We start from the raw sequence: 24,188 nt of genomic DNA on the forward strand, positions 1-24,188 counted from the left end.
TTATAAAAAATTATAACAAGGATATTTCATGACGGATTATGCCAACTTAAAACTATCGATTGATGGTCATACTGCAACGCTAACATTGAAAAACCCACCTGCTCATACGTGGACGATGGACAGTCTCAATGCGCTTAAGCAGCTGGTCACTGATCTCAATACCAATGATGATGTTTATGCGTTAATCGTCCATGGCGATGGCGAGAAGTTCTTTTCAGCGGGCGCTGATTTAAATAATTTTGCAGATGGCGATAAAGGTCGTGCGATCAGTATGGCGATAGCCTTTGGTGAAGCGTTTGAAGCGCTGTCAGCCTATCGCGGCGTAAGCATCGCTGTCATCAATGGTTATGCGATGGGTGGTGGTCTTGAGTGCGCACTCGCTTGTGATATCCGTATCGCAGAAGACCATGCACAAATGGCATTGCCTGAGACTGGCGTTGGTTTGTTACCTTGTGCTGGCGGTACCCAAAATCTAACAGCTTTAGTAGGTGAAGGCTGGGCAAAGCGCATGATATTGTGCGGCGAGCGCGTCGATGCCGAGACAGCCTTGCGTATTGGTTTAGTAGAAGAAGTTGCTATAAAAGGTGATGGATTACAAACAGCACAAGCCTTGGCACAAAAAGTCGCTAAACAATCACCAGTTGCGGTCAGTTATTCCAAAACACTTATTCAAGCTGCTAGAAATACGCCACCTGCACAAAACCTTATCCATGAGCGTGAAGCCTTTGTTAAATTGTTCGACACTGAAGATCAGCGCGAAGGTGTACAAGCATTTTTAGAAAAACGTAAACCCACTTGGCAAAATAAATAAACGCCATAAAGTCAAACTTAATGATACTATTTTTCTTTTAATATTTGTAGGTCACTTTTATGACAACAGCTATAGAAGGCAAACCAGAAGCGCCGGTACTATTCAGCACCGAACCGACAGATTGTGGTCACCTGATTGGGATAATGACGTTAAATATGCCAAAGTCTCTTAATGCCCTTAGCGTTAAGATGTGTCAATTGTTATCGCAGCAACTAGAGCAGTGGGAAAATGATGAGCAAGTGGTGGCATTGCTATTAAAAGGCGCAGGCGATAAGGCGTTTTGTGCTGGCGGTGATATTCGTAAGCTTTATGACAGTATGTCTAGTGATGCACCGCTACCGAATCCTTACGCGACAGAATTTTTTGGTCATGAATATCGTCTTTATCGGAAAATGCACTTTTATTCCAAACCACTAATACTCTGGGGTGACGGCATTATTATGGGTGGCGGCATGGGCTTGATGGCAGGTTGTAGTCACCGCTTGGTCACAGAGCGTACCCGTTTTGCGATGCCAGAAGTAACTATTGGGCTGTTCCCTGATGCTTCTGGCAGTTGGTTTTTGCAGCGTATGCCAGCTAAGACGGGCTTGTTTTTAGGGTTAACGGGCGCGATGTGTAATGGCAATGATGCGCTATTAGCCAATCTTGCAGAGTATCCCGTCGCCAGTAGTGACTATGATGCCGTCATACAAAGTTTAAAACAGAGTGATTGGCAGGTTGCCGCTAGTCGTACCGATAAATGCGATAACAATAGTGCTCATAGTATCGTTAGCCGTGTGCTTGCAGCGCAACCAATTGCCGAGTTGCCTGCTAGTAAATTGGCAATCCATTGGCAATCTATTCAGCAGTTGATGAACAGCGGCGGACTGGGTGATATCGATGCTTTATTACAAAGTGATGCGGCACTCGCAAAAATAGATACAGAGTTTGCCAATGATAGCTGGACGCAGCGAGCAGTAGATACTTATCGCCATGGCTGTCCAGTTACCGCTGCTTTAACTTATGCGCTTTATTATAAAGTCACTGACTTATCACTAGAGCAAGTTCTGTATTTAGAAGCCAATGTAGCCGTACATTGTGCCGCCAATCCTGACTTTAAAGAAGGGGTACGTGCGCTGCTCATTGATAAAGATCGTAATCCACAATGGTCGCGTTCACTAGCAGACTGCCTAAGTAGCGAAGGGCAGGCGTACATACAGCAGCACTTTGTGAATCCTTATGCTAAAGGTGAGCATCCGTTAGGCGATTGGTTGGGTGATGAGGCTTTAGGCAGTCAGTCTGTGCGTTAAAAATTGAATTTATCAATTCAATATAGACATCAAATTAAAATTACACTCAATTAAATAGTTTACAGCTATATGTGTAGCAACGCCTGCGCGCATGATTAATACTAACCATCAAGGAATGATGAGATGAATACAAAGGATGTAAATGCCACCGATAACGATACTACTAAGCCAAATATTGCTTTTATTGGGCTTGGTAATATGGGCGCACCGATGGCAGAGAACTTGTTAAAAGCAGGTTATACGTTGTCGGTTTATGATTTATCCGCAGAGGCGACCACGCGCTTGCAGCAAGCAGGTGCCAGTGTAGCAGACAGTCCTAAAGATGCTGCACGTCATGCACAGGTCGTTATCAGTATGTTGCCTGCTGGCAAGCACGTCCATTCTGTCTATTTAGGAGATAATGGCGCTGACGGCCTACTTGCAGAGTTACCGAAAGGTACTTTAGTCATTGATAGCAGTACCATTGCAGCCGCTGATGCAAGGAAGGTCGCAGAGGCTGCAAGTAAGCTTGGTATAGACTTCTTAGATGCCCCAGTCTCTGGTGGTACGGGCGGTGCTATCGCTGGTACGTTAACCTTTATCGTCGGTGGCAGCACTGATGCCTTTGCCAAAGCTGAGCCGATACTGGCTGTGATGGGCAAAAATATCTTTCATGCAGGCGAGCATGGCGCAGGACAAGTGGCAAAAATTTGTAATAATATGCTGTTAGGTATTCTGATGGCAGGAACAGCAGAGGCGATTAACTTAGGCGTCAAAAACGGTCTGGACCCTAAAGTACTATCAGATATTATGCTGCAAAGCTCAGGTCGTAACTGGACGCTAGAGGTATACAACCCTTATCCGCAAGTGATGGAGAATGTCCCATCGAGCAATGGCTATCAAGGCGGGTTTATGAGTAAGCTCATGCAAAAGGATCTTAACCTTGCCATGCAGACCGCTGAAGATACCAATGTAGAGACGCCAATGGGCGCTAAAGCGACTGAGCTTTATGCTGCACATACTGTCGAGAATGGTGATAGAGATTTCTCAAGCATTATGGCGCGACACGACAGCTCTGTATTGACTTAAATTATCAAAGTACCTATGAAAAAGGTCTGCATTAGTATCTTAATGCAGACCTTTTTTTTGCTTATATTGCATCATCTAGCTGGGTAGGTCATAGACGAGAGACTGAATATCTTTCGCTGCTTTTTGCAGTCGTGGGACATGGGTTAAGAGATCATCTAAAGACACTCTTATGGTCGGTGCATGAAGATACAGCGAGGCAAGGTAGCGCGACTTCCTATCCCGTATCGGTACGGCGATTGCCACCATCTCAGAGATAAACTCTTCATTATCGATACCAATACCTGTTTCAGCGATACGATCAAGCTCAGCGTTTAGCGCATCGATATCGGTAATCGTATTTTTGGTAAACTTATCCAGTGACAGGTTTTGCAGTATTTTGTCGCGGCTTGTGCGCGGTAACTGGCTTAAATACAGCTTGCCAGTCGCAGTACACCACATTGGTGATTTTGCGCCCACTGGCAAATAAATCTGTATCGGCAAGGTCGTATTTGCACGGTTGGTGTAGATCATGTTCATCTGATAAGGCACACCGATCCCGCAGGTCTCTTTTAGCTCATCAACCAGCTTTTGCAAAATCATTTGTCGCTCATTAAAGAACAATCGCTGTTGCCAAAGCTCAACACCCAAGTTGCGTACCCGCTTGCCCGGTATAATACCGCCGCCAATATCCACAGTCACGAATCCTTCATCGAGCAGATTTTGAATCAATCGATGAATGGTCGGCTTTGGAATATCAAGCTCTTGCGATAGCTCAAGTGGCGAGAGCGGTTTTGAGGCATAAGACACCGCCTCGATAATCTCTAACACACGGGTAATCGACGATACTTTAGGCATATGAGTGGCTCAATAAGAATAAAAAGAATATAGTAGGAAATACAACAAGGCATTAACAGATAAAAGTAAATACGCAGCCTTGCGACAAATTTTCCTATTCTCTAATTTAGCATAATATCAAGCTTAGACAAGATCTAGTTACTTTATATGCCAATACTAAATGCATCAATACTAACGTCACACAGTCATACGACATTGAAATTTATACTAATGCTTTATTTTTCTGAAAAGTTTTCTAAAAGCAATAATTACTACACCATCTCACAAAATACAACAAACTGTAGTAATAAGCTATATAACTGTCATTGAGTTAAATAAAGAGGTAGGTCATTATAATGACATATTTTGTAATATCCTTACATGAAGATTAAGCTAACCAATATTCATGTTTGCGCTGCTGAGTTACTTTAAGAGCATTGTGTAACAGAAAGTCGAAGTTTTGCGGATTGGTGTAGTAATTATTACAATATCTATGCAATCTTTACATAACGGCAAATAAAAAGCGCTCCTAGAGGGGTGACTTTTCCGGCCAAAATTGTTTTAATCTGCTCAACAAAATGATCGATTTAAGAAAAGCTAAATTGTCATTTTTTATGGGCGACTTATTCCACACTTTAGGAGAGTATTTATGAGACTTATTAAATTAACAGCAATTTCTGCTGCCGTTTTAGCGTCAACTGCTGCACTAGCTGCTGAACCTGTTATCGTTGTTGATGGTAACGATGCAGTTGTTTACGAAGCTGAGCCTGTTGCTGTTGCATATGAAGCTGAGCCTGTTGCTGTTGCATACAATGCTGACGCTGGTATCGTTCGCAACACTACTGGTGCTGTTGTTGGTGGTACTAAGACTTTCTTCCAAACTGCTATCAACCCAGCTTCTGTTAGCGCTGAAGTTGGTACACTAGGTTACGGTGCTAACATCGGTTGGTCACTAAATGAGAAAACTGAACTACAAGCTGGTTGGGCAGGTGGCGATGTTGCTGACCTATTCGGCGGTGATTTTGACGCAAATGACGTAAACTATGACGTTGATTCTGACTTCAGCAACCCATACCTAGGTGTGCAATTACGTCCTACTGGTAACTGGTTCACCATGGGTGCCGGTATCATCGTACCTGACAACGATTTTGACGTAACTGCTAATCCAGATGGCGGCGTATACAAAATTAATGATGTATCATATGTTGCAGATTCTGTAGGTGCTTTACAAGGCAGCATGGAACATCGTAACAAACTAGCCCCTTATGGTACTATTGGTTTCCGTCCTAACATCACTAACAACTTCGGTTTATTCGGTGAAATTGGTGCAGCATACATGGGCAAAACCAATGCTACTGTAACTGCAAGTAAAACTGGACCAGTACGTGTAGAAGATGGTTTTACTGATGGTGGCACGATTGTACCTGGAGTAACTCCTGGGGATGTTGCCGCTCTTGCTGAGAAAGAACTAGAAGATAAAGATTATCTTGAGTGGATGCCAATTGTTAAGCTTGGTGCAACTTACCGTTTCTAATCTAATCACAGTTTAAGTACTGTTATTAGAAGAAGAGTAAGAAAAAACGATCCTTTTTAGGGTCGTTTTTTTTGTTTGTGAAAGGGTAGTTGTTAGAATGAATTATATGTATAAATAATCTAGAAAATAACGATGGTTTGTTGCGCTGACAATACCGCGATACGGTAATCGGACTTAATGTCTGCTATGACCATTAAATATGACGGTTCTCTAATAGTATGAATCAAATCAGCAATCAGGTAGGAGTAATCTATTCCTAACCCTTGTACCAGTTTGTATTGATGAATTTTGATAAAACTTTCTTTTATTTGCCACAGTAATTTAGCGATAATCTTACGCTGAAGTGGGGACAGTGCTTGTAAAGCAGCCATCTCATGCTCAGAATAAAACCGCTGTGCCACGCGCCATGCTACATGATTGGTTTCAATATCAATACCAATGGGACGGTGACGACTAATGACCACGGTTACTTTACTGTTCAATGATGTATTGATTGTCTGAACGGTATTTTGATTAATATCATGATTCTTGCTGCCTGTATGACTAAAGCATACGTAATATTCACTGCTGCTAAGCCGGTACGGGAAATTTGACTCATCCAAAGTATCGCGCAACTTTAGCTCATCCAGTAATTGTTGTAGCAATAATCGAACGCCTTTACGTTGTATGTGACGTTGATGCTGCGCCATTTCACGCATTGATAAACTTACTGGTGACAGGCAGTAATGCCAATTAAGCTCGTAAATTTTCTGAAAATCTACCTGTGATATATTGTTCGCGGATGACCACAGTAATTCATCCCACAGTCTTTTAAAGTTGAGGGATGAACACTCGCTTACTTGTGCAGTGGCGCACCACGTTGCAGGATCGAGCTGGATATATTGTACATGGGTCAGGTTTAAGATAGAGCTTGGCATCATTAATTACATCTATTGGATTGGTTCGCTTAGTAACATGCAAAAAGCCCAGCGATATATTATTGCTGGGCTTTCAATTATAAAATATGTTGAGCTTTATCGACTGTGATTGGTTTTACTGGTGTTAGTAAGACAATTCAGCACGGCGATTTAGTGCGTAAGCTTCTTCAGTATTACCAGCGGCAGCAGGGCGCTCTTCACCATAACTGATGATGCGGATATTGTTTACTGCGACGCCTTGAGTAGCAAGGTAATCACGTGCTGCAGCAGCACGGCGCTCACCTAGTGCCATGTTGTATTCACGGCTACCGCGTTCATCAGTATTACCTGCGATAACAACGCTGGCTGCTGGATTTGAGTTGAGCAAGCTGGCATGTTGATTAAGAATGCTCGCTGCTTGTGAAGTAATTTCGCTGCTATCAAAAGCAAAGTAAACAACTGCCTGTAGGTTTTCTGCGCCCATAATAACCGCGCTTGAGTTATCTACGATGACTGCGCCAGTGTATCCAACTTGACCACCTGGGATACCTAGTGGGGCAACCACGACTTCAGAAGTAGCACGTTTGGTCGCACAACCTGTGGTTAGTGCCACAGCGCTTGATAATACAGCGAGGACTGCGATCTTAGAAAAACTGGTTGACATAATGAGCTCCTAAAATTTTAATTAATTAAAATTGTTTTTTTTGAACTGCTTACGATAAAACTTAGGCAATTGCTATCTATCATATACTAAATGTTACTTTATGTAAGTAGTATTACTGTAAATAATGCTAGAATTTACAGATAGATATGAGATCTACTACCAGCGGTGCTTGCCCCAATTTTCAGGATTGGCCCAATAATCCGCATTTAACCAATTTGGCAGCTGTTTATAGTCATATAAATTGAACTGCCAAAGTCTAGCGGACGCTGATGACTTTACAGATGAAGGCTGCTCTGATTTGTCAGTAGTATTCATCTCTAAAGATGGTTCATTCAAGATATCAAATGGGGTAAAGCCATAAGCTTTTAGATCTAAGGTGTCATCAAGGGCGATTAGCAGGTGTGCCGCATAAAGATCTCGATAGCGCATGAGCAGCGGAATATACTGCTGCAGAAACTCTGGTGAGAGTGTGGGCAACCAAAAACAGGCGAGCTCATAACGTTCAGGTAATTGTCGTTGATTGAGCTCTAATAATGTCGATATTTGTGGTGAGCGGGTATTTTTTAGCAGTGTCTTTAATGCTAACCGCGCATTTTGATCTGGGACGACCCACAGCAACTCAGTGTCATTATTAGTAGATTCAATCGTTGTGGATGCGTTCGCTTGTATGGTTAGTGAGGGCAAAAGAGCCTCAACGTAATCTATCAGTAATGGTAACGTAATGTCTGAGCGACTGTCGGTTTGCTTTATCATATAATAGGCCGTTTATCGAGTGTTGGTCATCAGTGACCCTATTAAATCATTTTAATCGCGATTATCCAATGGGTGATTGATGCTGATTATGCTGCTCTTTTAATATGTCGACTCTCTTATTCTTTTGATATATCGACTATCTCATTGCTATCGCATTTTGATAAGTATCAGGGACGATGAACATAATAAAATTGGGACCTGCTCTTGAAATTTGGCAGTTTAGGTCAATGTAGCAAGATACCATTATCATGTTAATGGTCATAAGATTATGCTAATTGATGACCTGCCTTAACCTAAATTATCCCGCTTTTTACCATATATATTTTTTGCCATAAATAATAATAGGAATACCCATGTCTATTGCTGAAACTGATGCTCAAATCATTAATCCTGATATGCCAGATGTGCCACCGCATGCACCAAGTAAAATTAATTTAAAAGATTACCAGAAACCTAGCTTTGATGTGGAAACGGTTGATTTAGATATTAAACTGTTCGAAAATCATGCACAGGTAGACAGCACTCTGAAGATGGTACGTCAAACAGCAGGAGATCTCGTATTGTTCGGTGAGGAGTTGGAACTGATCGCCATTACGATGAATGGTAAGCCATTGACGGCTGAGGATTATCAACAACAAGCAGGCACGTTGACGATTGCTAATGCACCTGATGTGGTTGTTTTACAGATTCAAGTACGTATCTGTCCGCAGACCAATACCGCACTTGAAGGGTTCTATATGGCGGGCAGTGGTGATGAGACGATGTTTGTCACCCAGTGCGAGCCGGAAGGTTTTCGTAAAATCACTTTTTATCCAGACCGCCCCGATGTGCTAGCGATATTTACCACGCGTCTTGAGGCGGATAAGCGTTATCCAACACTATTGGCCAATGGTAACTTGGTTGAAGCAGGTGAGGTGGCAGATGCCCCAGACCGTCATTATGCGATATGGCATGATCCAACCAATAAGCCAAGCTATCTATTTGCCTGCGTTGTCGCTGATTTAGACGTATTAACGGATTCTTATACCACTAGCGAAGGTCGTGAGGTGTTGCTGGAAATATACGCAAAGTCTGCTGACATTGATAAATGTGATGTCGGTATGCAAGCGTTGAAGGATTCGATGAAATGGGATGAGGTCAATTATGGTCGCGCCTACGATTTAGATCGCTATATGATTGTTGCCGTGAGTCAATTTAATATGGGCGCAATGGAAAACAAAGGTCTGAATATTTTTAATACCGCTTGTGTGTTATCCAGTCCTGAGACGACAACGGATGCGCGTAGCTTTAGTGTGAAAGCCATCATTGCCCATGAGTATTTTCATAACTGGACAGGCAATCGCATCACTTGCCGTGATTGGTTTCAATTGTGCTTAAAAGAAGGTTTTACTGTTTACCGCGATCAATCATTCTCAGCGGATCAGCAGTCGAGTGCCGTACAGCGTATCGATGATGTGGCGACCTTGCGTGCTCATCAGTTTGCGGAGGATGCAGGACCACTGGCACACCCAGTACGCCCTGAGAGTTTTGTCGAGATTAATAATTTTTATACGACGACTGTTTATGAGAAAGGCGCTGAAATCGTGCGCATGATTGCCAATACGTTAGGAGCCGAGAATTTTCGTAAAGGCACGGATGAGTATTTCCGTCGTTATGATGGGCAAGCAGTCACGGTTGAGGACTTTTTATCTGCGCTTAGCATCACTGATAGCAAGATTGAAAGCTTTATCGACTGGTATCGTCAGCCGGGAACACCAATGGTGTCTGGTCATCAACATTATGACCATGCAGCGCAGACACTGACGGTTACGTTAAGTCAGCAAACCCGTCATGTCAGTGGCTTTGCTGCGCCAAAACCATTGCCTATTCCGGTCGCGACTGCGCTATTTGATAAAGACACTGGTGACATTGTGGCTGAGCATATGCTGCTACTCGATCAAGCCACGCAAACCTTTACCTTCGAAAATATAACGCGTGAGCCTGTTGTATCCTTGCTACGTGATTTTAGTGCGCCAGTACAGCTCAATTATGATTATCAAGATGCAGATTTGGCATTTTTGCTCAAACATGAAACCAATGGTTTTAACCGCTGGCAAGTGACGCAGATGCTGGTCAATCGTATCTTGCTGCAAGGTCAAGGCGAGAAGAGCAGTCCTGATATCTATCTGCAAGCACTAGCGCAGACATTGCCTGTGCTCGCGGCTGAGGATGCGATGTTGGCTGCCCGCTTGCTTGATATTCCATCAGCGCAAGAGCTGGCGTCTGCTATTCATAAAGATTACGATCCAGCATTGGTGAAAGCGCAGCGCGACGACTTGTATCAGCAGCTTGCAGATGCTTTAAAAAATCAATGGTCTGAGCTTTATGAGCAGTTACCTATGCAGTCTTATGAAGATAGTGCCGAGGCTCGTGGCACCCGTGCCTTGCGTAATGTGGTGCTCGATATGGCGCTGACCGCGAATGTCGATGGCGCAGATGAATGGGCGCAGCAGCAGTATGATGATGCAAGCTGTATGACGGAGCGTTTCGGTGCGTTGAAAGCGATGGTCAATCATCAACTGCTAAATGCTGATGAGTATTTGGCGGACTTTTATAATCGCTTCCAAAATAATGATTTGGTCATCGATTTATGGTTTAGTGTGCAGGCGTCTGCTGATACTGTGACCGCTGATACTATCCAATCCTTGATCGCTCACGCAGATTTTGATTGGAATACGCCCAATCGTGTACGCTCAGTGGTCAGTGCCTTTACCTCGCAGCCAACGGCTTTATGGACGGCAGAAGGGTTAGAGCTTTATATTGGTGTGATTAAAAAGTTGGATGATGCCAATCCTGTTTTGGCGTCGCGCTTATTGCAAGTGCTAGCGCGTTGGAATACCTTGGCTGAGCCACGTCGTCAAATGGCGCATGAGCGGTTGATTGAGTTGCAAAAGCAGGCTTCTTCTAAGCATGTACTTGAAAGTCTAAACAGTGTTTTAGGTGCGGCAAATATATAAAGCGTAATATTTTATCAGTTACGTTGAAAAGTTAAACGTGATAATCTAATAAGTTAAAGCGTACAAAAAAGCCCGTCTGACATATCATGTCAGACGGGCTTTTTGATGAGGGGCTGTCAATATTAACGGTTAGGCAAAACGTCTTTAACCATATCACGTAGATTATATAGGGCAGTGACCGTACTCTCCCAATCTAAGCAACCGTCAGTGATAGATTTGCCATATTCGAGCTGACTTAAGTCAGCCGTCAATTTTTGATTGCCTCCCTTTAGATGACTCTCAATCATCATGCCGATAATTGATTTATTACCGTTTTGAATTTGCTCTGCAACGTTTTGGATGACCATCGGCTGTAGATATGGGTCTTTACCTGAGTTGGCATGGCTTGAGTCAATCATAATCTTGCTATTGGTTTTGCCTTTTGCCAGCTCGTTTTCCACTTGTGCAACCGCAGTTTCGTCATAGTTGGGCTTGCCGTTACCACCGCGGAGTACCACGTGCGCGTAAGGGTTGCCTTTAGACTTGATAATTGAGACTTTGCCATCTGCTGATAAACCCAAGAAGCTATGACCTTCTTTCACGGCTTGCATTGCGTTAACAGCGACCGTCATGCCGCCGTCTGTTCCATTCTTGAAACCTACTGGGCACGATAAGCCTGAACTCATTTCACGATGCGTTTGGCTCTCAGTGGTACGTGCGCCAATCGCTGACCAGCTGATCAAATCCTGCATGTATTGCGGCGTATTGGGGTCTAAAGCTTCAGTGGCGCAAGGAAGACCTTTTTCATTCAAATCGAGCAGTAGCTTACGGGCAGTACGCAGACCTTTTTCAATATCGAAGCTGTCGTTCATATCAGGGTCATTAATCATGCCTTTCCAGCCAACGGTTGTGCGTGGCTTTTCAAAATATACGCGCATCACAACGAACACGCTATCTTCGATTTCTTTTGCTAATATGGCCAAACGATCGGCATATTCGTGAGCGGCTTTGATATCATGAATAGAGCAGGGGCCGATGACCACAAAGAGGCGCTTGTCTTTACCATCCAAGATGTTTTGGATGGTATTACGACCGTTTAATACGGTTTTATAGGCTGCATCTGATAAAGGTAGCTCAGTTTTTAGCTCAGCGGGAGTGATCAAAGGAATGAACTTTTCAATATTCACGTCGTCAATATCTGCATTATGGGTAACTGATGTTGTCATGGTTATATATCGTCTAGCTGATTTATAGGGAGTTTCATTATGCGGACAAAAGTGTTGGTTGACAAGGGCAGTCGCGCAGTTAATTGACTGATAACTGGAATGAGGAAACCAAAACTTAGTTATACTTGTTCAGCGCCAATCGTATATGAGCGCTTCAACAAGCAAGATTGTTACTCAATTTATCTGTCCGTATAGAAAAACAAATTAACCCGTTAAGTAGTTATTTCTGGCTTTTATCAGCTAATTTAGCTATTTGTATCATCGTCACGTATGATGACAACATAAAAGGTATGACGATAAAATAGTGAGTATGGCGAATGCTTATATATCACAGAGCTTTCACGCAGATTTTATGCGTCGTATTTTATAATAATCATTCATTTATTTTATATGCATTTATTGTATTTTTTAATATCGAGAGCTTGTCATGACAGATTCTGCTACGCCTGATCAACATCATAACCTTATAGACCAAACAGAGACTGAAATTCGAAGTGCTGAATTACAGACTGTGCCATTGGTCATCGGTATCGTCGCAGGTGAGGTGTCAGGGGATAGCTTGGGCGCAGACTTCATGCAGCAGATGAATAATCTACGTGGTGATATTGTGTGGGTCGGTGTTGGTGGTACAAAGATGCAAGCGCAAGGGCTACACAGCATTTTTCCGTTGGAGCGTTTGGCGGTGATGGGTTTGGTAGAAGTCATGGCGCAATTGCCTGACTTGCTTAAAGCTCGCCGTGAATTATTGAGCGCATTTAAAGCCGCTGATATTGATTGGTTTATTGGCATTGATGCGCCTGATTTTAATCTTAGAGTGGCTAAAAAATTAAAACCGCAAGGCGTATTCTGCGTGCAGTATGTCAGCCCTTCTATTTGGGCATGGCGTGAGTCACGTATTCATAATATTAAAGCAGCGACCGACCTTGTGTTGTGTTTGTTCCCCTTTGAGCTGTCCGTTTATGAGCGCCATAATCATCCAGCAATATGTGTTGGTCATCCGCTGTTGCGTACGATCGATCAAACATTATTAGAGACACCGATCAATCAGCGCCGTAGTGAGCTGGTTTGGCACAACGATGGCTTGCAGCAGTTTTTTATTGAACGATTTGACGATGTCAGCCAGCTTATTTGTGTAATGCCAGGCTCTCGTCGCGGTGAAATCACTGCTATTTTGCCATTGATGTTAGATGGTATTCAAAAGTTGATATTGCTTGACCCCAAGCTGTGCTTTATCATTCCGACCGTCGACCAGAATCACCAATACATCGTCCAAGATGTTATTGATCAGCGCTCAGAGCAACTACGTGCTGCCATCGTTGTGGTCTATGATGATAGCCAGCCGGCCTTTAGTCAACAAGCGATGGCAGCCTCAGATATTGTGATGCTGGCATCTGGCACTGCAACGCTAGAGGCGATGCTATTAGAGCGACCGATGGTGGTGGTTTATCAATTAAATAAACTCACCTATCAGATTGCCAAACGCTTGGTCAAAGTGCCTTATGTGGCGCTGCCCAATATTTTGGCTAATACTGCAATCGTTCCTGAGCTGATCCAAGAGCAGGCGAGTGGTGACAATATCTGTCGTACGGTCATGCGGCTATTGCAACCGCGTGCCTATGCTGAGCAATTAAAAGATCTCATCGCCACTAAGCACTTATTACAACAGCAGAGTAATCATGATCCTGCTAATAGTGTGATTGAGCAATGGTTTATCCAAGCGAAACATCGGATTTAAGCCATTATTGATTGCGATCATTTCTTCTTCTATTAATCATAATGATACCTAATAACAAAGATACCGCGCCCCTATGAGTAACCAGTACCAAACCGACAACTCTGTCACCCCCATTGAAGTAAATATTGAGCAAATTGATATCAAAGGTCAATATCTACAGCTGGTTGAGCCTATTCGTTTATCGGGTCAGGTAGATGTTGATGAGCTACTTACTCAGTATCCGATCAAGGTGGAACAAGGCTTACAGCAGTCAACGCTACAAATAGGCGTTGATGAAGCAGGACGTGGGCCGTTGCTCGGTAGCGTCAATGTGGCTGCTGCGATATTGCCTAAAACTTGGTCAGGATTGATTGAGATGCAGCCATTAAAGGACACGCCATTATCTATCTTGACTGACTCCAAGCAGCTGAGCGAAAAGAAGCGTGACCGACTTTATCCATTGGTTCAGCAGCATGCTATTGGTCATGTTGTCGCCGAGATCCCAGCAGCGGTCATCGATCAAGTCAATATCTTGCAAGCGACGATGCTCGGTATGCGCTTATGTACCGAAGTGTTGTTAAAAGCCATTGCTCATCATCTTGTCAACTCTATGAGGCAGGTCGAAGTTTTGTTCGATGGTAATCGCTGCCCTGAATTAAATGAGGCAATGCTCGCTGAACTGGGTATAGAAAAATCGATTATCGATTGCCAAGCATGGGTAAAGGGCGATGCGCGTCATACCAGCATTGCTGCCGCCAGTATATTGGCTAAAGTCAGCCGTGACAAAGCCATGTATGCGCTTGATGCTGAGTATCCAGAATATGGTATCGCCAAACATAAAGGCTATCCAACACGCGCACACATGGAGGCAATCGAAAAATACGGCGTATTATCTGCGCATAGACGTAGTTTTGCACCAGTCAGAAAGTCATTAGAGAAAGCCACTTAAGAACAAGGCACTTAAAAATAAACGTTAAGCTGAGCATGCTTCTTTAAAATAGCCTAAGCGGAAATAGTCATGACTAAAAATAAGACAGTCTATAATGAACGTATCAGTCTTCAACAAACACCAAGTAAAAATTTTTGGACTGTATTACAATGCCATTACAAATAAATTCAATACTGTGATGTTAGGGCGTGTTAAACATTCGACTATGGCACTGACAGGGACTATTTTTCAGGCGATTCGACGTTAAAAATAGTAAGTTTAGTCATTCTAAGCGTATATTTTTAACAATGAAGCGGCAAAAAAGAGTTCTGTCCCCTTCTGTTAATATTGGGGCTGATACTAAAATTGCCCCCAGCTATTTACAAGCAGGGCGTTGCAATTCTAGCTAAGGTCTTAACATTATCGTCGACTTGCGCCTTGGCTGTAACAATTTTAGCTGTCAGCAGTGCCCATTTGTGAATGTTTAACACGCCCTAGCAGCTTAAGTCTACTTAGCTTATGTACCCATAATTAACGCTGGCATTTATTGACTTATATACGCGCTACTATTCTATAGGATAAAAAATGACGCTCAGTACACTACCAATCAGTACGCCACAGAAAAATCTTGCTGCAGTGCTTTTTTTGACAGTGTTTCTAACGGCTTGTGGTGGGGGCGGTGGTGGCTCTGATAGCAGCTCTAATACCAATGCGCCAAGTCCGAACCCACCTGCTATCGAGCCAAATGATCAGCCCAATGATAATACAAGTGACAATTCAAGCGATAATGTTGACGATCAACCTGATAGCACTACTGCTACTAATGAGGTAAAGGCTGCATTAATTGCCAACAATAAGTTCAGTTTGGCGCGTGCCAGCTGTGGTCTGAGCGGCTTATCTGTTGATACCGCGCTTGATGATGTTGCCATTAAACATGCAAATTATATTAAATACGTCTTTGCCAATAGCTCACCGACCGCATTCAGCGCGCATTACGAAAATAAGATTGCAGATATTTCGGGCGTTACCAGTAGCAATAATCCATTTTTTGGTGGGTTAAGTTTTACCGATCGCTTATCAAACGCAAATTATCCAAATGTACGATATGGTGTGACTGAGAATATTGCCCAATCTATCTACTATAGTTCAGCAGGCAATCTTATTCGCTCAGATGTTGTGGCAGGCTCGATGGCAAAGTCCTTGCTGGCAGCACCTTACCATTTGCGTTCATTAATGATGCCTAGTGCAAGCGTGACGGGTACTGGCGTGGTTATCTATAAGCCATACAATAAAGAGGCGGCGAATAACCAAGGTTATGTATTGGTCAACCATGCAGCAGCGACCCAAGCGACTAAAGATAATACGGTTAAAGGCGTATTCACTTATCCATGTGAAGGCGTGACGGATACAGTAACCGCACTATATAATGAGACGCCAGATCCTGTCAAGCATACAGGGCGTGACTTGCGAGTGGATCCTATCGGGCAACCCATTTATATCAATATGCCATCCGCTCAAACGATTGATATCAGCAATGTGACATTCCATGATATCCAGCGAAATATCGATGTACCGATTGAGCTGCTAGACTATCGCCAAGATCCCTATAAAAGTACGGCAAATGCACTACCAGCAAATGAGGCTTTTATATTACCAATCACTGATAATTTAAAAAGCTGCCAGATTGCCAGTAAAAAAGGCAAAAACTGTGGTTTACATGGCAACAGTGACTACCGTGTCAGCTTTGATATTTTAGTGGATAATAAAACTATCGAGCGTGAGAGCTTTACCTTTACGACAGGGATAGTGAACTAATAATTAAGTGAACTAAGACGTGTTCTTAATCTGAATAAAAGCACCAATCTGGACGAAAATATCTAAAGAGTAAGTAGAATAAAGCAAGGGCTGAACCAGTTATCTGATTCAGCCCTTGCTTTATTATCATAGTCAATCCATTACTCTATAAAAGAGTTCGGCGTTCCTCTCGCTTGAAATAGTGTATATGCCTATACTTGGTTGCCTTGTACTTCACACTTCTTTTGAGTTGAAGTAACTATATTGGAATAAACCATATTGCAATCAATCATATAAATATATAAGCGCTAAAACGATGAGTTCGGTTGTTGCAAGAAGGCTTCTTCTTTATCCGTTGACTCACGATCTAAAATGTCATTGCGATGCGGATAGCGACCGAATTGCTCAATGATATCTTTATGACGATTTTCGAAATCCAGCGTATTGTCATCATGTAATTTTTCAAACAATGGTAAGTAGCGCTTATGGATCATCAATGATTCAGAGTGCATAAATGGCATGATGATAAACTTGCGCCATTCAGTCGGTAATGTATCAAAGTGTGGTTGTCCAATAGCCTCTTGTGCCAATGCGATAGCCATACTATCTTGTGCAAAAGCGCCTGCTTGCCCGCGACATAAATTACGCGAAAACTGATCTAAGACAATAATTTCTGCTAGTCTGCCTGCCAACGCCGTGATGGAGCTATTGCTATCTGTTGGCGCGTTTGCGATACGCCATGTCACGCATTCACCTTGCTTGGCAGCTTGCCAGATGTCACCGAATTTATCCTTTATCTGCGTATCAAAGTCATCATTTTGCGCAAACCAATGTTGCTCATTGTCTTTGTCGAACCAAAACTCCAGTACAGCATGCGCATTAGCATCAAGATGTTCTAAATGAATATTTTTTGGGTCGAGCTGCGATGAATAAGCTTGGCTAGTAGCAGTGGAATAATCGGTTGATAGTGACATAAGATATTCTAATTATGATGGATTTAGTCTACTATAGCGCAAATATTTATGTCTGTCATGATGCCAACAGCAGCTATTAGGTAACCTCTTATGAATGCAAAAACTTCGCTAAACACTACCCAATCACCTCTACCGCCCACGCCTTATTATTTGCTTGATGAAGCGGCAATCGTTGCCAATATGCAGATTATCTCGCGGCTGTGTGAGCTATCAGGCGCTAAAGCATTATTGGCGCTCAAATGCTTTGCCACTTGGGGCGTGTTTGATGTGATGCAGCCTTATTTGCATGGCACGACCTCATCGTCACTGAATGAAGTGCGTTTAGGCTATGAGACCTTTGGTAAAGGTAAAGACAGTGATAATAAAAAAGAAACTCATGCTTACAGCGTCGCCTATAGCGCTGATGAGATCGATGAAGTATTGAGCTATGCTGATAAAATTATCTTTAACTCTATCTCACAGTTAAATGCTTTTAAAGGTCAAGCGGCGGCAAAAAATATACCAGTGGGACTGCGCTTAAACCCAAAGACCAGTAATTCATCGTTTATCATCGCTGATCCTGCGCGTCCATTTAGCCGCTTAGGTGAGCATGATAAAGATAAGATTACCGCCGTACTAGCTGATATCACAGGCGTCATGATTCATAACAACTGCGAAAATGACAGCTTTGAAGCCTTTAGTGCCAGCTTAGCAGATATCGAAGATAGATTTGGTGATGTTTTAGCGCAGCTTAAGTGGGTGAGTTTGGGCGGTGGCATTCATTTTATCGCGCCTGATTATCCACTAGAAAAACTGGCTGACAGGTTAAAAATCTTTAGTGAAAAATATGGGGTGCAAGTTTATCTTGAACCGGGTGAGGCAAGTATCCATGGTGCTGGGTCATTGGTCACTACCGTCTTAGATACTATGCACAATGAAAAAAATCTCGCTGTAGTAGATTCATCCATTGAAGCGCACATGCTTGATTTGTTAATTTACCGTGAGTCAGCGCCGATAGCGGCTGTTAATAGTGATTTAATGAATATTGCCTCTCTTGATATCGACCCGACCAATATCGTACCCATCAGCGAGAACGCTAAGTCAGCTGATAATACGATTGTTTATGGTCGTTCTTGTTTGGCGGGCGATATCTTTGGTGAGTATGCCTTGCCAAATAACCTAACAATAGGTGATACCCTAACCTTTGGTAATGCCGCAGGTTATACCATGGTGAAAAAGAACTGGTTCAATGGTGTTAATATGCCGGCGATTGTGATTCGTCGTCTAGATGGCAGTATAGATGTGCAGCGCGAATTTGATTATCAAGATTACAAAGCCAGCTTGTCTTAGTTTAATTGTGTCGATAAATTGATTTAAATGTTAGAAAACAAAGACTTAAGTGTGTTTTTAGATGACTTTAACTCGTCTGTTTTTTATACATTATTTTTACCGATGACTTCATAAAAATTGTTATAATCGCCACGGGCAAAAGCCAGTCATCAAATGCTGCTTTGCCCGACGGGTGCGTGGGTTTTCCTCGGTCTTCCTTTTTAATTCACGCATATCATTCACTCGTTTCTGTTTTGACTCGCCACTATCGATGGTATCGACAGAGACACAAAGGAGGATTGTTCATTGAACACAAACCAACAAGCCAAATCTAGCAAAAAAGACGTACTCATCATCGGAGCCGGTGGTGTCGCTCAAGTGGTCGCGCATAAATGTGCGATGCATAACGACATCCTTGGCGAGATTCATATTGCCTCGCGCACGCAAGATAAATGTGATGCCATCGCCCAAAGCGTGAAAGATAAGAATAGCTTCAAGCAGCCTGCGGTATTGCATACGCACCAAGTGGATGCTATGGATACTCAGGCGCTGATACAGCTGATTCAAGAGTCGGGTATCCAAATCGTCATCAATGTCGGTTCGGCATTTATCAATATGACGGTATTGGAAGCTTGTATCGAGACAGGTGTTGCTTATATCGATACCGCCATTCACGAAGATCCACGCAAGATTTGTGAGACGCCGCCATGGTATGACAACTATGAATGGCAGCGCAAACAGCGCTGTGCGGATAATAATGTCACGGCGATTTTAGGGGCAGGATTTGACCCCGGTATGGTCAACGCCTATGCGCGTCTTGGCTATGACATGATGGATGCAGGTTCGGTGACGGATATCGATATCATTGATATCAATGCTGGCAGCCACGGTAAATACTTCGCTACTAACTTCGATCCTGAGATTAACTTCCGTGAATTTACCGGTACGGTTTACTCTTGGCAGGACAGCAAGTGGCAGTCTAATAAAATGTTCGAAGTGAAGCGTACTGACGATTTACCAGTGGTCGGCGTGCAAAACAGTTACTTAAGTGGTCATGATGAAGTGCATTCGTTATCCGCCAATTTAGACGTACCAAATATCCGTTTTTGGATGGGATTTGGTGAGCATTATATTAATGTATTCACTGTGCTACAAAGTTTGGGTCTACTCTCTGAGCAGCCGGTGATGACTGCTGAAGGGCAAGAAGTTATCCCATTAAAAGTAGTGAAAGCGGTTCTACCAGACCCAAGCTCTCTTGCACCGAACTATACGGGCAAGACCTGCATCGGTGACAAAGTCAAAGGCAAAATCAACGGCGTTGATAGCGAGGTATTTATTTACAATATCTCAGATCATAAAGACGCTTATAACGAAGTCGGTAGCCAAGGTATCTCTTATACCGCAGGTGTACCACCCGTCGCTGCTGCGATTCTGGTCGCAACTGGTGAGTGGGATGCTGGCAAAATGGTCAACGTCGAAGAGCTGGATGCCAAGCCATTTATCAATCTGCTGAATAAGATTGGTTTGCCAACGCGTATCAAAGATAGCGAAGGCGACAGAGCGTTAGCGTTTGATATTTAAATAACGAGTTTGATTTAGAAAAGCCTATCTTTTATAGATAGGCTTTTTTGTTGTCTGGGTTTTTACGTTAATTTTACGAGGAGGTAGGGGAGCTGATCCTGTCATTACCCTTCATTAGGATTATAATTTCTCAACGCCGCAATACGGTCATCCAGCGTTGGATGTGAGCGGAAGAGGTTCGCGATACTAAAGCCCGTAGATTGTCCTGATGAAATAGCAAATGCTTTCATACTCTCAGGCATTTGATCTGGACGCTGCTCAGAAGGACGCAAGGCATCAAGCGCACTAATCATTTTGTCTTTGCTAGCAAGCTTTGCACCCATCTGATCCGCACGGAATTCGCGTAGACGCGAGAACCACATTACGATGGCAGATGCCAAAAATCCAAGTAAAATATCCATCACAATACTCGTGATGAAGTAGCCAATACCTGGGCTATCACTGGTGTTTTTAAACACCGTCCGATCGACGAAGCTACCAATAATACGCGCAAAGAACATCACAAAGGCATTCACTACGCCTTGAATGAGCGCAAGGGTGACCATATCACCGTTTGCCACGTGACCAATTTCATGCGCCAATACCGCTTCTACTTCATCGGGTGTCATGCTTTGCAGTAAGCCAGATGAAACAGCGACCAACGCTTTGTTCTTATTCCAGCCTGTGGCAAACGCGTTTGGCTGAGAATTATTAAAAATCCCCACTTCTGGCATGCCAATATTTACCGCTCGCGCTTGTCTAGCGACCGTATCTACCAGCCATTTTTCAGTGGCATTGCTTGGCGTTTCAATAACCACCGTCCCCGTTGATCTTTTGGCCATCCATTTCGAGATAAATAATGATACCATCGAACCAACCATACCGTATACGCCGCACATAATGGCAAGGCTGGTGTAATTTAGCCCGCCCGCACCATGTACGCCACCAATTCCAAAAAATCTGGATAAAATACCAAACACGATGCTAAATACCACAATCACCGCTAAGTTGGTTAATAAGAACAATCCGATACGCATCATGATGCCAGTTTCCTCATTTAAATTTAAATACAGCTTTAAGACATAATACTCTATGAGGTATTATATTTTTATATATGTTTTTACTTTACATAAATGGCGTTATTTTGATAAATAACAATCCCAGTTAACCGTATAAATACAGTGATATAGTTAGAGAGCAAAGAATGAAAATAAAGAATAGCGACATCTAAAAGGTGAAAACAATTATTTTTTGACGGTTTAAATAGTAAAGGGCCAAAAGTAAAAATTAAAACGAAAATAGTGAGCAGGTATAATGAGCACTCACTGTTGAGGTTTTTTATTTGACGCTCTATGAGGTCTAATCATGAACGCTCTAGCACTTAAAGTCCCTCCAGTCGCCCAAGTGATTATTACCGCCGCTGCTATGTATTGCGTCTCTAAAATGGTTCCTGCTTTGACGTTCTCACTCAACGGCTCAACTGTACTGGCAGTGGCTTTGGGTGTGGTGGGTCTGAGCTTAGGTATCATGGGGGTGACTCAATTTAGAATCGCTCAGACCACACCCAATCCGCAAGCGTTAGAGAAGGTCTCTAGTTTAGTGACCAGTGGTATATATCAGTATAGCCGCAATCCGATGTATGTGGGCTTGGTGCTTATATTATTAGGCTGGGCGTTCTATTTGTCTCACCTTCTGGCGTTTGTATTATTGCCTATTTTTATACTTTATATGACGCGCTTTCAAATCCAGCCAGAAGAGCAGATGATGGCACGAAAATTCGGCAAAACTTATCAGGATTATCTAAATAAAGTGCGGCGCTGGATTTGAGGTATAGTAAGTAAAGATTTTATGATAAATGAATGAACAATAAAATCAGGGAGATGACGTTATGGAAATGAAAAACATACCTTTTGCTATTACCGATTGGACGACAGTAGAAGCGGTAGAAAACAAAGGTGAAACGGGCACGGGGTATTGGAAGACTTGCGAATTTAACAATATCAATGTGCATATGGTTGAGTACTCCGCAGGCTACCTTGCCGATCACTGGTGCGATAAAGGGCATATTTTATTTTGTATTGAGGGCGAGCTAAACACCGAGTTAAAGGATGGGCGTACTTTTACCTTAACAGCCGGTATGACTTATCAAGTAGCGGACAATAAGATTGCACATCGTTCGTCAACGAACACAGGTGCTAAGCTATTTATTGTTGATTGATATTGCCAGTAACACCATAAAATTCATAAAGCTATAAAATCATAGATCTATAAAAATAAAGCGAGAACATAAAATGCAACTAGAAATAAATGTCGTTGATGCTTTTACGAATACAGTTTTTAAAGGCAATTCAGCGGCAGTCGTTATTACAGAAGATTGGCTTTCTGATAATTTAATGCAGTCTATTGCTTTTGAAAACAACTTATCCGAGACAGCTTTTATGGTTCTTGACGATGACGGTATTTATCATATTCGCTGGTTTTCACCATTCACTGAGATTGCATTTTGCGGGCATGCAACCTTGGCGTCAGCCTTTGTGTTATTTAACAAAAACCCCAATGTAGAAAACATTAAATTTTCAGCCAAAGCGGTTGGTGTTTTGACCATCGTGCAAACAGACGATGGCAAGATACAAATGGATTTTCCTAATACTAAGCCTGAGAAAGTTGACAATATCCCTGATAGCGTGCTTGCAGGACTATCTATTGCACCCGTTGCAGTCTATAAAAATGCTCAAGCCTATTTTGTGATTTATAATGCTGAGTCCGACGTATTAACAGTGGCGCATGATAACGAGCAGCTAAAACAGCTTGCGCCTTTAGATGTGGTGGTGACTTGTCAGGCTATGTCTGCTGACTACAAAAATTATGATTTTATTTCACGTTATTTTTGGCCAGCCAATGGTGGCGATGAAGACCCAGTGACGGGTTCAGCTCATACAGGGCTTGCACCATTATGGGCTGAGCGTTTGGGTAAAAATCACTTGGTCGCTTATCAAGCATCAAAACGAGGCGGTATTTTAGACTGTGTCGTCGCAGGTGACAGAGTAATGATTTCTGGTAATGCCGTTCAGTATATGACAGGTTTTATCACCGTTTAGGAGTAGATGGTTTTGACTGAATTAAAAACCGTTGGACTGTTTGCACTGACCGCATTGGCAGAGATTGCGGGCTGCTATTTGCCTTATCTATGGCTGCGAGAAGGTAAGTCTATTTGGCTGCTTGTCCCTGGCGTACTAAGTTTGGTCGCTTTCGTTTGGCTGTTGTCTTTACATCCTGCCGCAGCTGGTAGAGTCTATGCGGCTTATGGCGGCGTGTATATTTCGATGGCTATTTTATGGTTGTGGGCGGTGAACGGTATCAGACCGACCACGTGGGATATAGTAGGTTCTGCGGTTGCGTTATTAGGCATGGCAATTATCATGTTTGCGCCGCGCGGTGCTTAGCATAAAGACCGCACCTAGCATAAAAAATGCCAATCAAACCGTGAGGTTCGATTGGCATTTTTTAAATGGCACAATGATGCACTAAATATTAATGTTTACCTAAGATACTGCCGTTGTCGTCTTTCTTAGATTGTTTGGCGGCTTTTTTCTCTTTTGCCGTTAATAGCGGTTTCTTTTTTACGTTCTTTTTACTGTCTTGACCTTTACTCATGGTTCTTTCCTCTTGAGATAAGCCGTAATCCCTTTTAAGCCAGTGTAAATAGCTGAAAGGTTAGATTAATGCTGATGACGCAAATAGTGCGTACTGCAATGAGTATATGCTTAAGGGGTCGCAATAGATAGCGCTAGCACAATTCACCTACGATTTGAGTCAATCCTGTATCCATCCCTACTGCTATTAATAAGTGCTTACTTACGGAGTCATCACGATTTGCTATA

Annotated in this window: 22 protein-coding genes; 14 read left to right on the top strand and 8 right to left on the bottom strand. The window is 42.9% G+C overall.

What is annotated here, in order from left to right; translation table 11 throughout:
* The first annotated feature begins 28 nt into the window (after nucleotides 1-28).
* The 3 genes from I3252_RS00265 to mmsB all read left to right on the top strand — a co-directional run bounded on the left by I3252_RS00265 (nucleotide 29) and on the right by mmsB (nucleotide 3,168).
* Nucleotides 29-811 (top strand): enoyl-CoA hydratase, encoded by a 783-nt coding sequence (locus I3252_RS00265; RefSeq protein ID WP_238033851.1) that lies wholly within the window; start codon nucleotides 29-31, stop codon nucleotides 809-811.
* 59 nt (nucleotides 812-870) lie between these two features.
* Complete coding sequence (locus tag I3252_RS00270) at nucleotides 871-2,100, top strand: enoyl-CoA hydratase/isomerase family protein (protein WP_238033852.1); 1,230 nt, start codon at nucleotides 871-873, stop codon at nucleotides 2,098-2,100.
* A 123-nt stretch (nucleotides 2,101-2,223) separates the two neighbouring features.
* Nucleotides 2,224-3,168 (top strand): 3-hydroxyisobutyrate dehydrogenase, encoded by a 945-nt coding sequence (mmsB, locus tag I3252_RS00275; protein WP_201502133.1) that lies wholly within the window; start codon nucleotides 2,224-2,226, stop codon nucleotides 3,166-3,168.
* Nucleotides 3,169-3,243: 75 nt separating this feature from the next.
* Here mmsB and I3252_RS00280 read toward each other — a convergent pair whose 3' ends face one another.
* Complete coding sequence (locus I3252_RS00280; protein WP_045446365.1) at nucleotides 3,244-4,002, bottom strand: IclR family transcriptional regulator; 759 nt, start codon at nucleotides 4,000-4,002, stop codon at nucleotides 3,244-3,246.
* 628 nt (nucleotides 4,003-4,630) lie between these two features.
* Between I3252_RS00280 and I3252_RS00285 the strand changes: the two genes are divergently transcribed.
* On the top strand, nucleotides 4,631-5,515 hold the full coding sequence (locus I3252_RS00285; RefSeq protein ID WP_238033853.1) for a hypothetical protein: 885 nt from the start codon (nucleotides 4,631-4,633) through the stop codon (nucleotides 5,513-5,515).
* A gap of 119 nt (nucleotides 5,516-5,634) precedes the next feature.
* Here the strand turns inward: I3252_RS00285 and I3252_RS00290 are convergent, their stop codons facing one another.
* The 3 genes from I3252_RS00290 to I3252_RS00300 all read right to left on the bottom strand — a co-directional run bounded on the left by I3252_RS00290 (nucleotide 5,635) and on the right by I3252_RS00300 (nucleotide 7,828).
* The gene (locus I3252_RS00290; protein WP_238033854.1) at nucleotides 5,635-6,435 is read right to left on the bottom strand and encodes a 4'-phosphopantetheinyl transferase family protein; all 801 of its coding nucleotides are present in this window, start codon (nucleotides 6,433-6,435) and stop codon (nucleotides 5,635-5,637) included.
* Between the two features lie 121 nt (nucleotides 6,436-6,556).
* On the bottom strand, nucleotides 6,557-7,075 hold the full coding sequence (gene pal, locus I3252_RS00295; RefSeq protein ID WP_109590035.1) for a peptidoglycan-associated lipoprotein Pal: 519 nt from the start codon (nucleotides 7,073-7,075) through the stop codon (nucleotides 6,557-6,559).
* 156 nt (nucleotides 7,076-7,231) lie between these two features.
* Nucleotides 7,232-7,828 carry a DUF6231 family protein gene (locus tag I3252_RS00300; RefSeq protein WP_055124945.1) on the bottom strand — a complete coding sequence of 199 codons (597 nt, stop codon included), beginning with the start codon at nucleotides 7,826-7,828 and terminating at the stop codon, nucleotides 7,232-7,234.
* 395 nt (nucleotides 7,829-8,223) lie between these two features.
* Here I3252_RS00300 and pepN point away from each other — a divergent pair, with 395 nt between their 5' ends.
* Entirely contained in the window at nucleotides 8,224-10,824 is a 2,601-nt protein-coding gene (gene pepN / locus I3252_RS00305; RefSeq protein ID WP_238033978.1) for an aminopeptidase N, read from the top strand.
* 122 nt (nucleotides 10,825-10,946) lie between these two features.
* Here the strand turns inward: pepN and I3252_RS00310 are convergent, their stop codons facing one another.
* Entirely contained in the window at nucleotides 10,947-12,029 is a 1,083-nt protein-coding gene (locus I3252_RS00310; protein WP_060491198.1) for a 3-deoxy-7-phosphoheptulonate synthase, read from the bottom strand.
* A gap of 427 nt (nucleotides 12,030-12,456) precedes the next feature.
* Between I3252_RS00310 and lpxB the strand changes: the two genes are divergently transcribed.
* From lpxB to I3252_RS00325, 3 genes are all read left to right on the top strand, one after another.
* Nucleotides 12,457-13,764, top strand: coding sequence for a lipid-A-disaccharide synthase (gene lpxB / locus I3252_RS00315; protein ID WP_238033855.1), 1,308 nt, complete (start codon nucleotides 12,457-12,459; stop codon nucleotides 13,762-13,764).
* A 73-nt stretch (nucleotides 13,765-13,837) separates the two neighbouring features.
* Entirely contained in the window at nucleotides 13,838-14,692 is an 855-nt protein-coding gene (locus tag I3252_RS00320; RefSeq protein ID WP_238033856.1) for a ribonuclease HII, read from the top strand.
* 564 nt (nucleotides 14,693-15,256) lie between these two features.
* Nucleotides 15,257-16,486, top strand: coding sequence for a CAP domain-containing protein (locus tag I3252_RS00325; protein WP_238033857.1), 1,230 nt, complete (start codon nucleotides 15,257-15,259; stop codon nucleotides 16,484-16,486).
* 287 nt (nucleotides 16,487-16,773) lie between these two features.
* On the opposite strand, the gene I3252_RS00330 is transcribed toward I3252_RS00325, so the two are convergent.
* On the bottom strand, nucleotides 16,774-17,439 hold the full coding sequence (locus tag I3252_RS00330) for a DUF924 family protein (protein ID WP_238033858.1): 666 nt from the start codon (nucleotides 17,437-17,439) through the stop codon (nucleotides 16,774-16,776).
* A gap of 90 nt (nucleotides 17,440-17,529) precedes the next feature.
* On the opposite strand from I3252_RS00330, the gene I3252_RS00335 reads away from it, so the two are divergent.
* The gene (locus tag I3252_RS00335; protein ID WP_238033859.1) at nucleotides 17,530-18,768 is read left to right on the top strand and encodes a carboxynorspermidine decarboxylase; all 1,239 of its coding nucleotides are present in this window, start codon (nucleotides 17,530-17,532) and stop codon (nucleotides 18,766-18,768) included.
* A 285-nt stretch (nucleotides 18,769-19,053) separates the two neighbouring features.
* On the top strand, nucleotides 19,054-20,328 hold the full coding sequence (locus I3252_RS00340) for a saccharopine dehydrogenase family protein (protein ID WP_055124939.1): 1,275 nt from the start codon (nucleotides 19,054-19,056) through the stop codon (nucleotides 20,326-20,328).
* Nucleotides 20,329-20,432: 104 nt separating this feature from the next.
* Here the strand turns inward: I3252_RS00340 and htpX are convergent, their stop codons facing one another.
* Nucleotides 20,433-21,347 (bottom strand): protease HtpX, encoded by a 915-nt coding sequence (gene htpX, locus I3252_RS00345; protein WP_238033860.1) that lies wholly within the window; start codon nucleotides 21,345-21,347, stop codon nucleotides 20,433-20,435.
* A 325-nt stretch (nucleotides 21,348-21,672) separates the two neighbouring features.
* Here htpX and I3252_RS00350 point away from each other — a divergent pair, with 325 nt between their 5' ends.
* The 4 genes from I3252_RS00350 to I3252_RS00365 all read left to right on the top strand — a co-directional run bounded on the left by I3252_RS00350 (nucleotide 21,673) and on the right by I3252_RS00365 (nucleotide 23,750).
* Nucleotides 21,673-22,134 carry an isoprenylcysteine carboxylmethyltransferase family protein gene (locus tag I3252_RS00350; protein WP_238033861.1) on the top strand — a complete coding sequence of 154 codons (462 nt, stop codon included), beginning with the start codon at nucleotides 21,673-21,675 and terminating at the stop codon, nucleotides 22,132-22,134.
* Between the two features lie 61 nt (nucleotides 22,135-22,195).
* On the top strand, nucleotides 22,196-22,525 hold the full coding sequence (locus I3252_RS00355) for a DHCW motif cupin fold protein (protein ID WP_238033862.1): 330 nt from the start codon (nucleotides 22,196-22,198) through the stop codon (nucleotides 22,523-22,525).
* 73 nt (nucleotides 22,526-22,598) lie between these two features.
* Entirely contained in the window at nucleotides 22,599-23,405 is an 807-nt protein-coding gene (locus tag I3252_RS00360) for a PhzF family phenazine biosynthesis protein (protein ID WP_238033863.1), read from the top strand.
* Nucleotides 23,406-23,417: 12 nt separating this feature from the next.
* Nucleotides 23,418-23,750, top strand: a complete 333-nt coding sequence (locus I3252_RS00365; protein ID WP_201539692.1) for a YnfA family protein — start codon at nucleotides 23,418-23,420, stop codon at nucleotides 23,748-23,750.
* An 88-nt stretch (nucleotides 23,751-23,838) separates the two neighbouring features.
* Here I3252_RS00365 and I3252_RS14175 read toward each other — a convergent pair whose 3' ends face one another.
* Nucleotides 23,839-23,961, bottom strand: a complete 123-nt coding sequence (locus I3252_RS14175; protein ID WP_020443648.1) for a hypothetical protein — start codon at nucleotides 23,959-23,961, stop codon at nucleotides 23,839-23,841.
* Nucleotides 23,962-24,188: the final 227 nt, after the last annotated feature.

The sequence above is a fragment of the Psychrobacter sp. Ps4 genome, assembly GCF_022129285.1.
Lineage (GTDB): Bacteria > Pseudomonadota > Gammaproteobacteria > Pseudomonadales > Moraxellaceae > Psychrobacter > Psychrobacter immobilis_A.

Coding starts and splice junctions, on each gene's coding strand:
- I3252_RS00335 (WP_238033859.1), top strand. CDS start 17,530: ATGAATGCAAAAACTTCGCTAAACACTACCCAATCACCTCTACCGCCC.
- I3252_RS00320 (WP_238033856.1), top strand. CDS start 13,838: ATGAGTAACCAGTACCAAACCGACAACTCTGTCACCCCCATTGAAGTA.
- I3252_RS00265 (WP_238033851.1), top strand. CDS start 29: ATGACGGATTATGCCAACTTAAAACTATCGATTGATGGTCATACTGCA.
- pepN (WP_238033978.1), top strand. CDS start 8,224: ATGCCAGATGTGCCACCGCATGCACCAAGTAAAATTAATTTAAAAGAT.
- I3252_RS00310 (WP_060491198.1), bottom strand. CDS start 12,029: ATGACAACATCAGTTACCCATAATGCAGATATTGACGACGTGAATATT.
- htpX (WP_238033860.1), bottom strand. CDS start 21,347: ATGATGCGTATCGGATTGTTCTTATTAACCAACTTAGCGGTGATTGTG.
- I3252_RS00300 (WP_055124945.1), bottom strand. CDS start 7,828: ATGATAAAGCAAACCGACAGTCGCTCAGACATTACGTTACCATTACTG.
- pal (WP_109590035.1), bottom strand. CDS start 7,075: ATGTCAACCAGTTTTTCTAAGATCGCAGTCCTCGCTGTATTATCAAGC.
- I3252_RS00285 (WP_238033853.1), top strand. CDS start 4,631: ATGAGACTTATTAAATTAACAGCAATTTCTGCTGCCGTTTTAGCGTCA.
- I3252_RS00330 (WP_238033858.1), bottom strand. CDS start 17,439: ATGTCACTATCAACCGATTATTCCACTGCTACTAGCCAAGCTTATTCA.
- mmsB (WP_201502133.1), top strand. CDS start 2,224: ATGAATACAAAGGATGTAAATGCCACCGATAACGATACTACTAAGCCA.
- I3252_RS00270 (WP_238033852.1), top strand. CDS start 871: ATGACAACAGCTATAGAAGGCAAACCAGAAGCGCCGGTACTATTCAGC.
- I3252_RS14175 (WP_020443648.1), bottom strand. CDS start 23,961: ATGAGTAAAGGTCAAGACAGTAAAAAGAACGTAAAAAAGAAACCGCTA.
- I3252_RS00355 (WP_238033862.1), top strand. CDS start 22,196: ATGGAAATGAAAAACATACCTTTTGCTATTACCGATTGGACGACAGTA.
- I3252_RS00290 (WP_238033854.1), bottom strand. CDS start 6,435: ATGATGCCAAGCTCTATCTTAAACCTGACCCATGTACAATATATCCAG.
- I3252_RS00350 (WP_238033861.1), top strand. CDS start 21,673: ATGAACGCTCTAGCACTTAAAGTCCCTCCAGTCGCCCAAGTGATTATT.
- I3252_RS00280 (WP_045446365.1), bottom strand. CDS start 4,002: ATGCCTAAAGTATCGTCGATTACCCGTGTGTTAGAGATTATCGAGGCG.
- I3252_RS00325 (WP_238033857.1), top strand. CDS start 15,257: ATGACGCTCAGTACACTACCAATCAGTACGCCACAGAAAAATCTTGCT.
- lpxB (WP_238033855.1), top strand. CDS start 12,457: ATGACAGATTCTGCTACGCCTGATCAACATCATAACCTTATAGACCAA.
- I3252_RS00360 (WP_238033863.1), top strand. CDS start 22,599: ATGCAACTAGAAATAAATGTCGTTGATGCTTTTACGAATACAGTTTTT.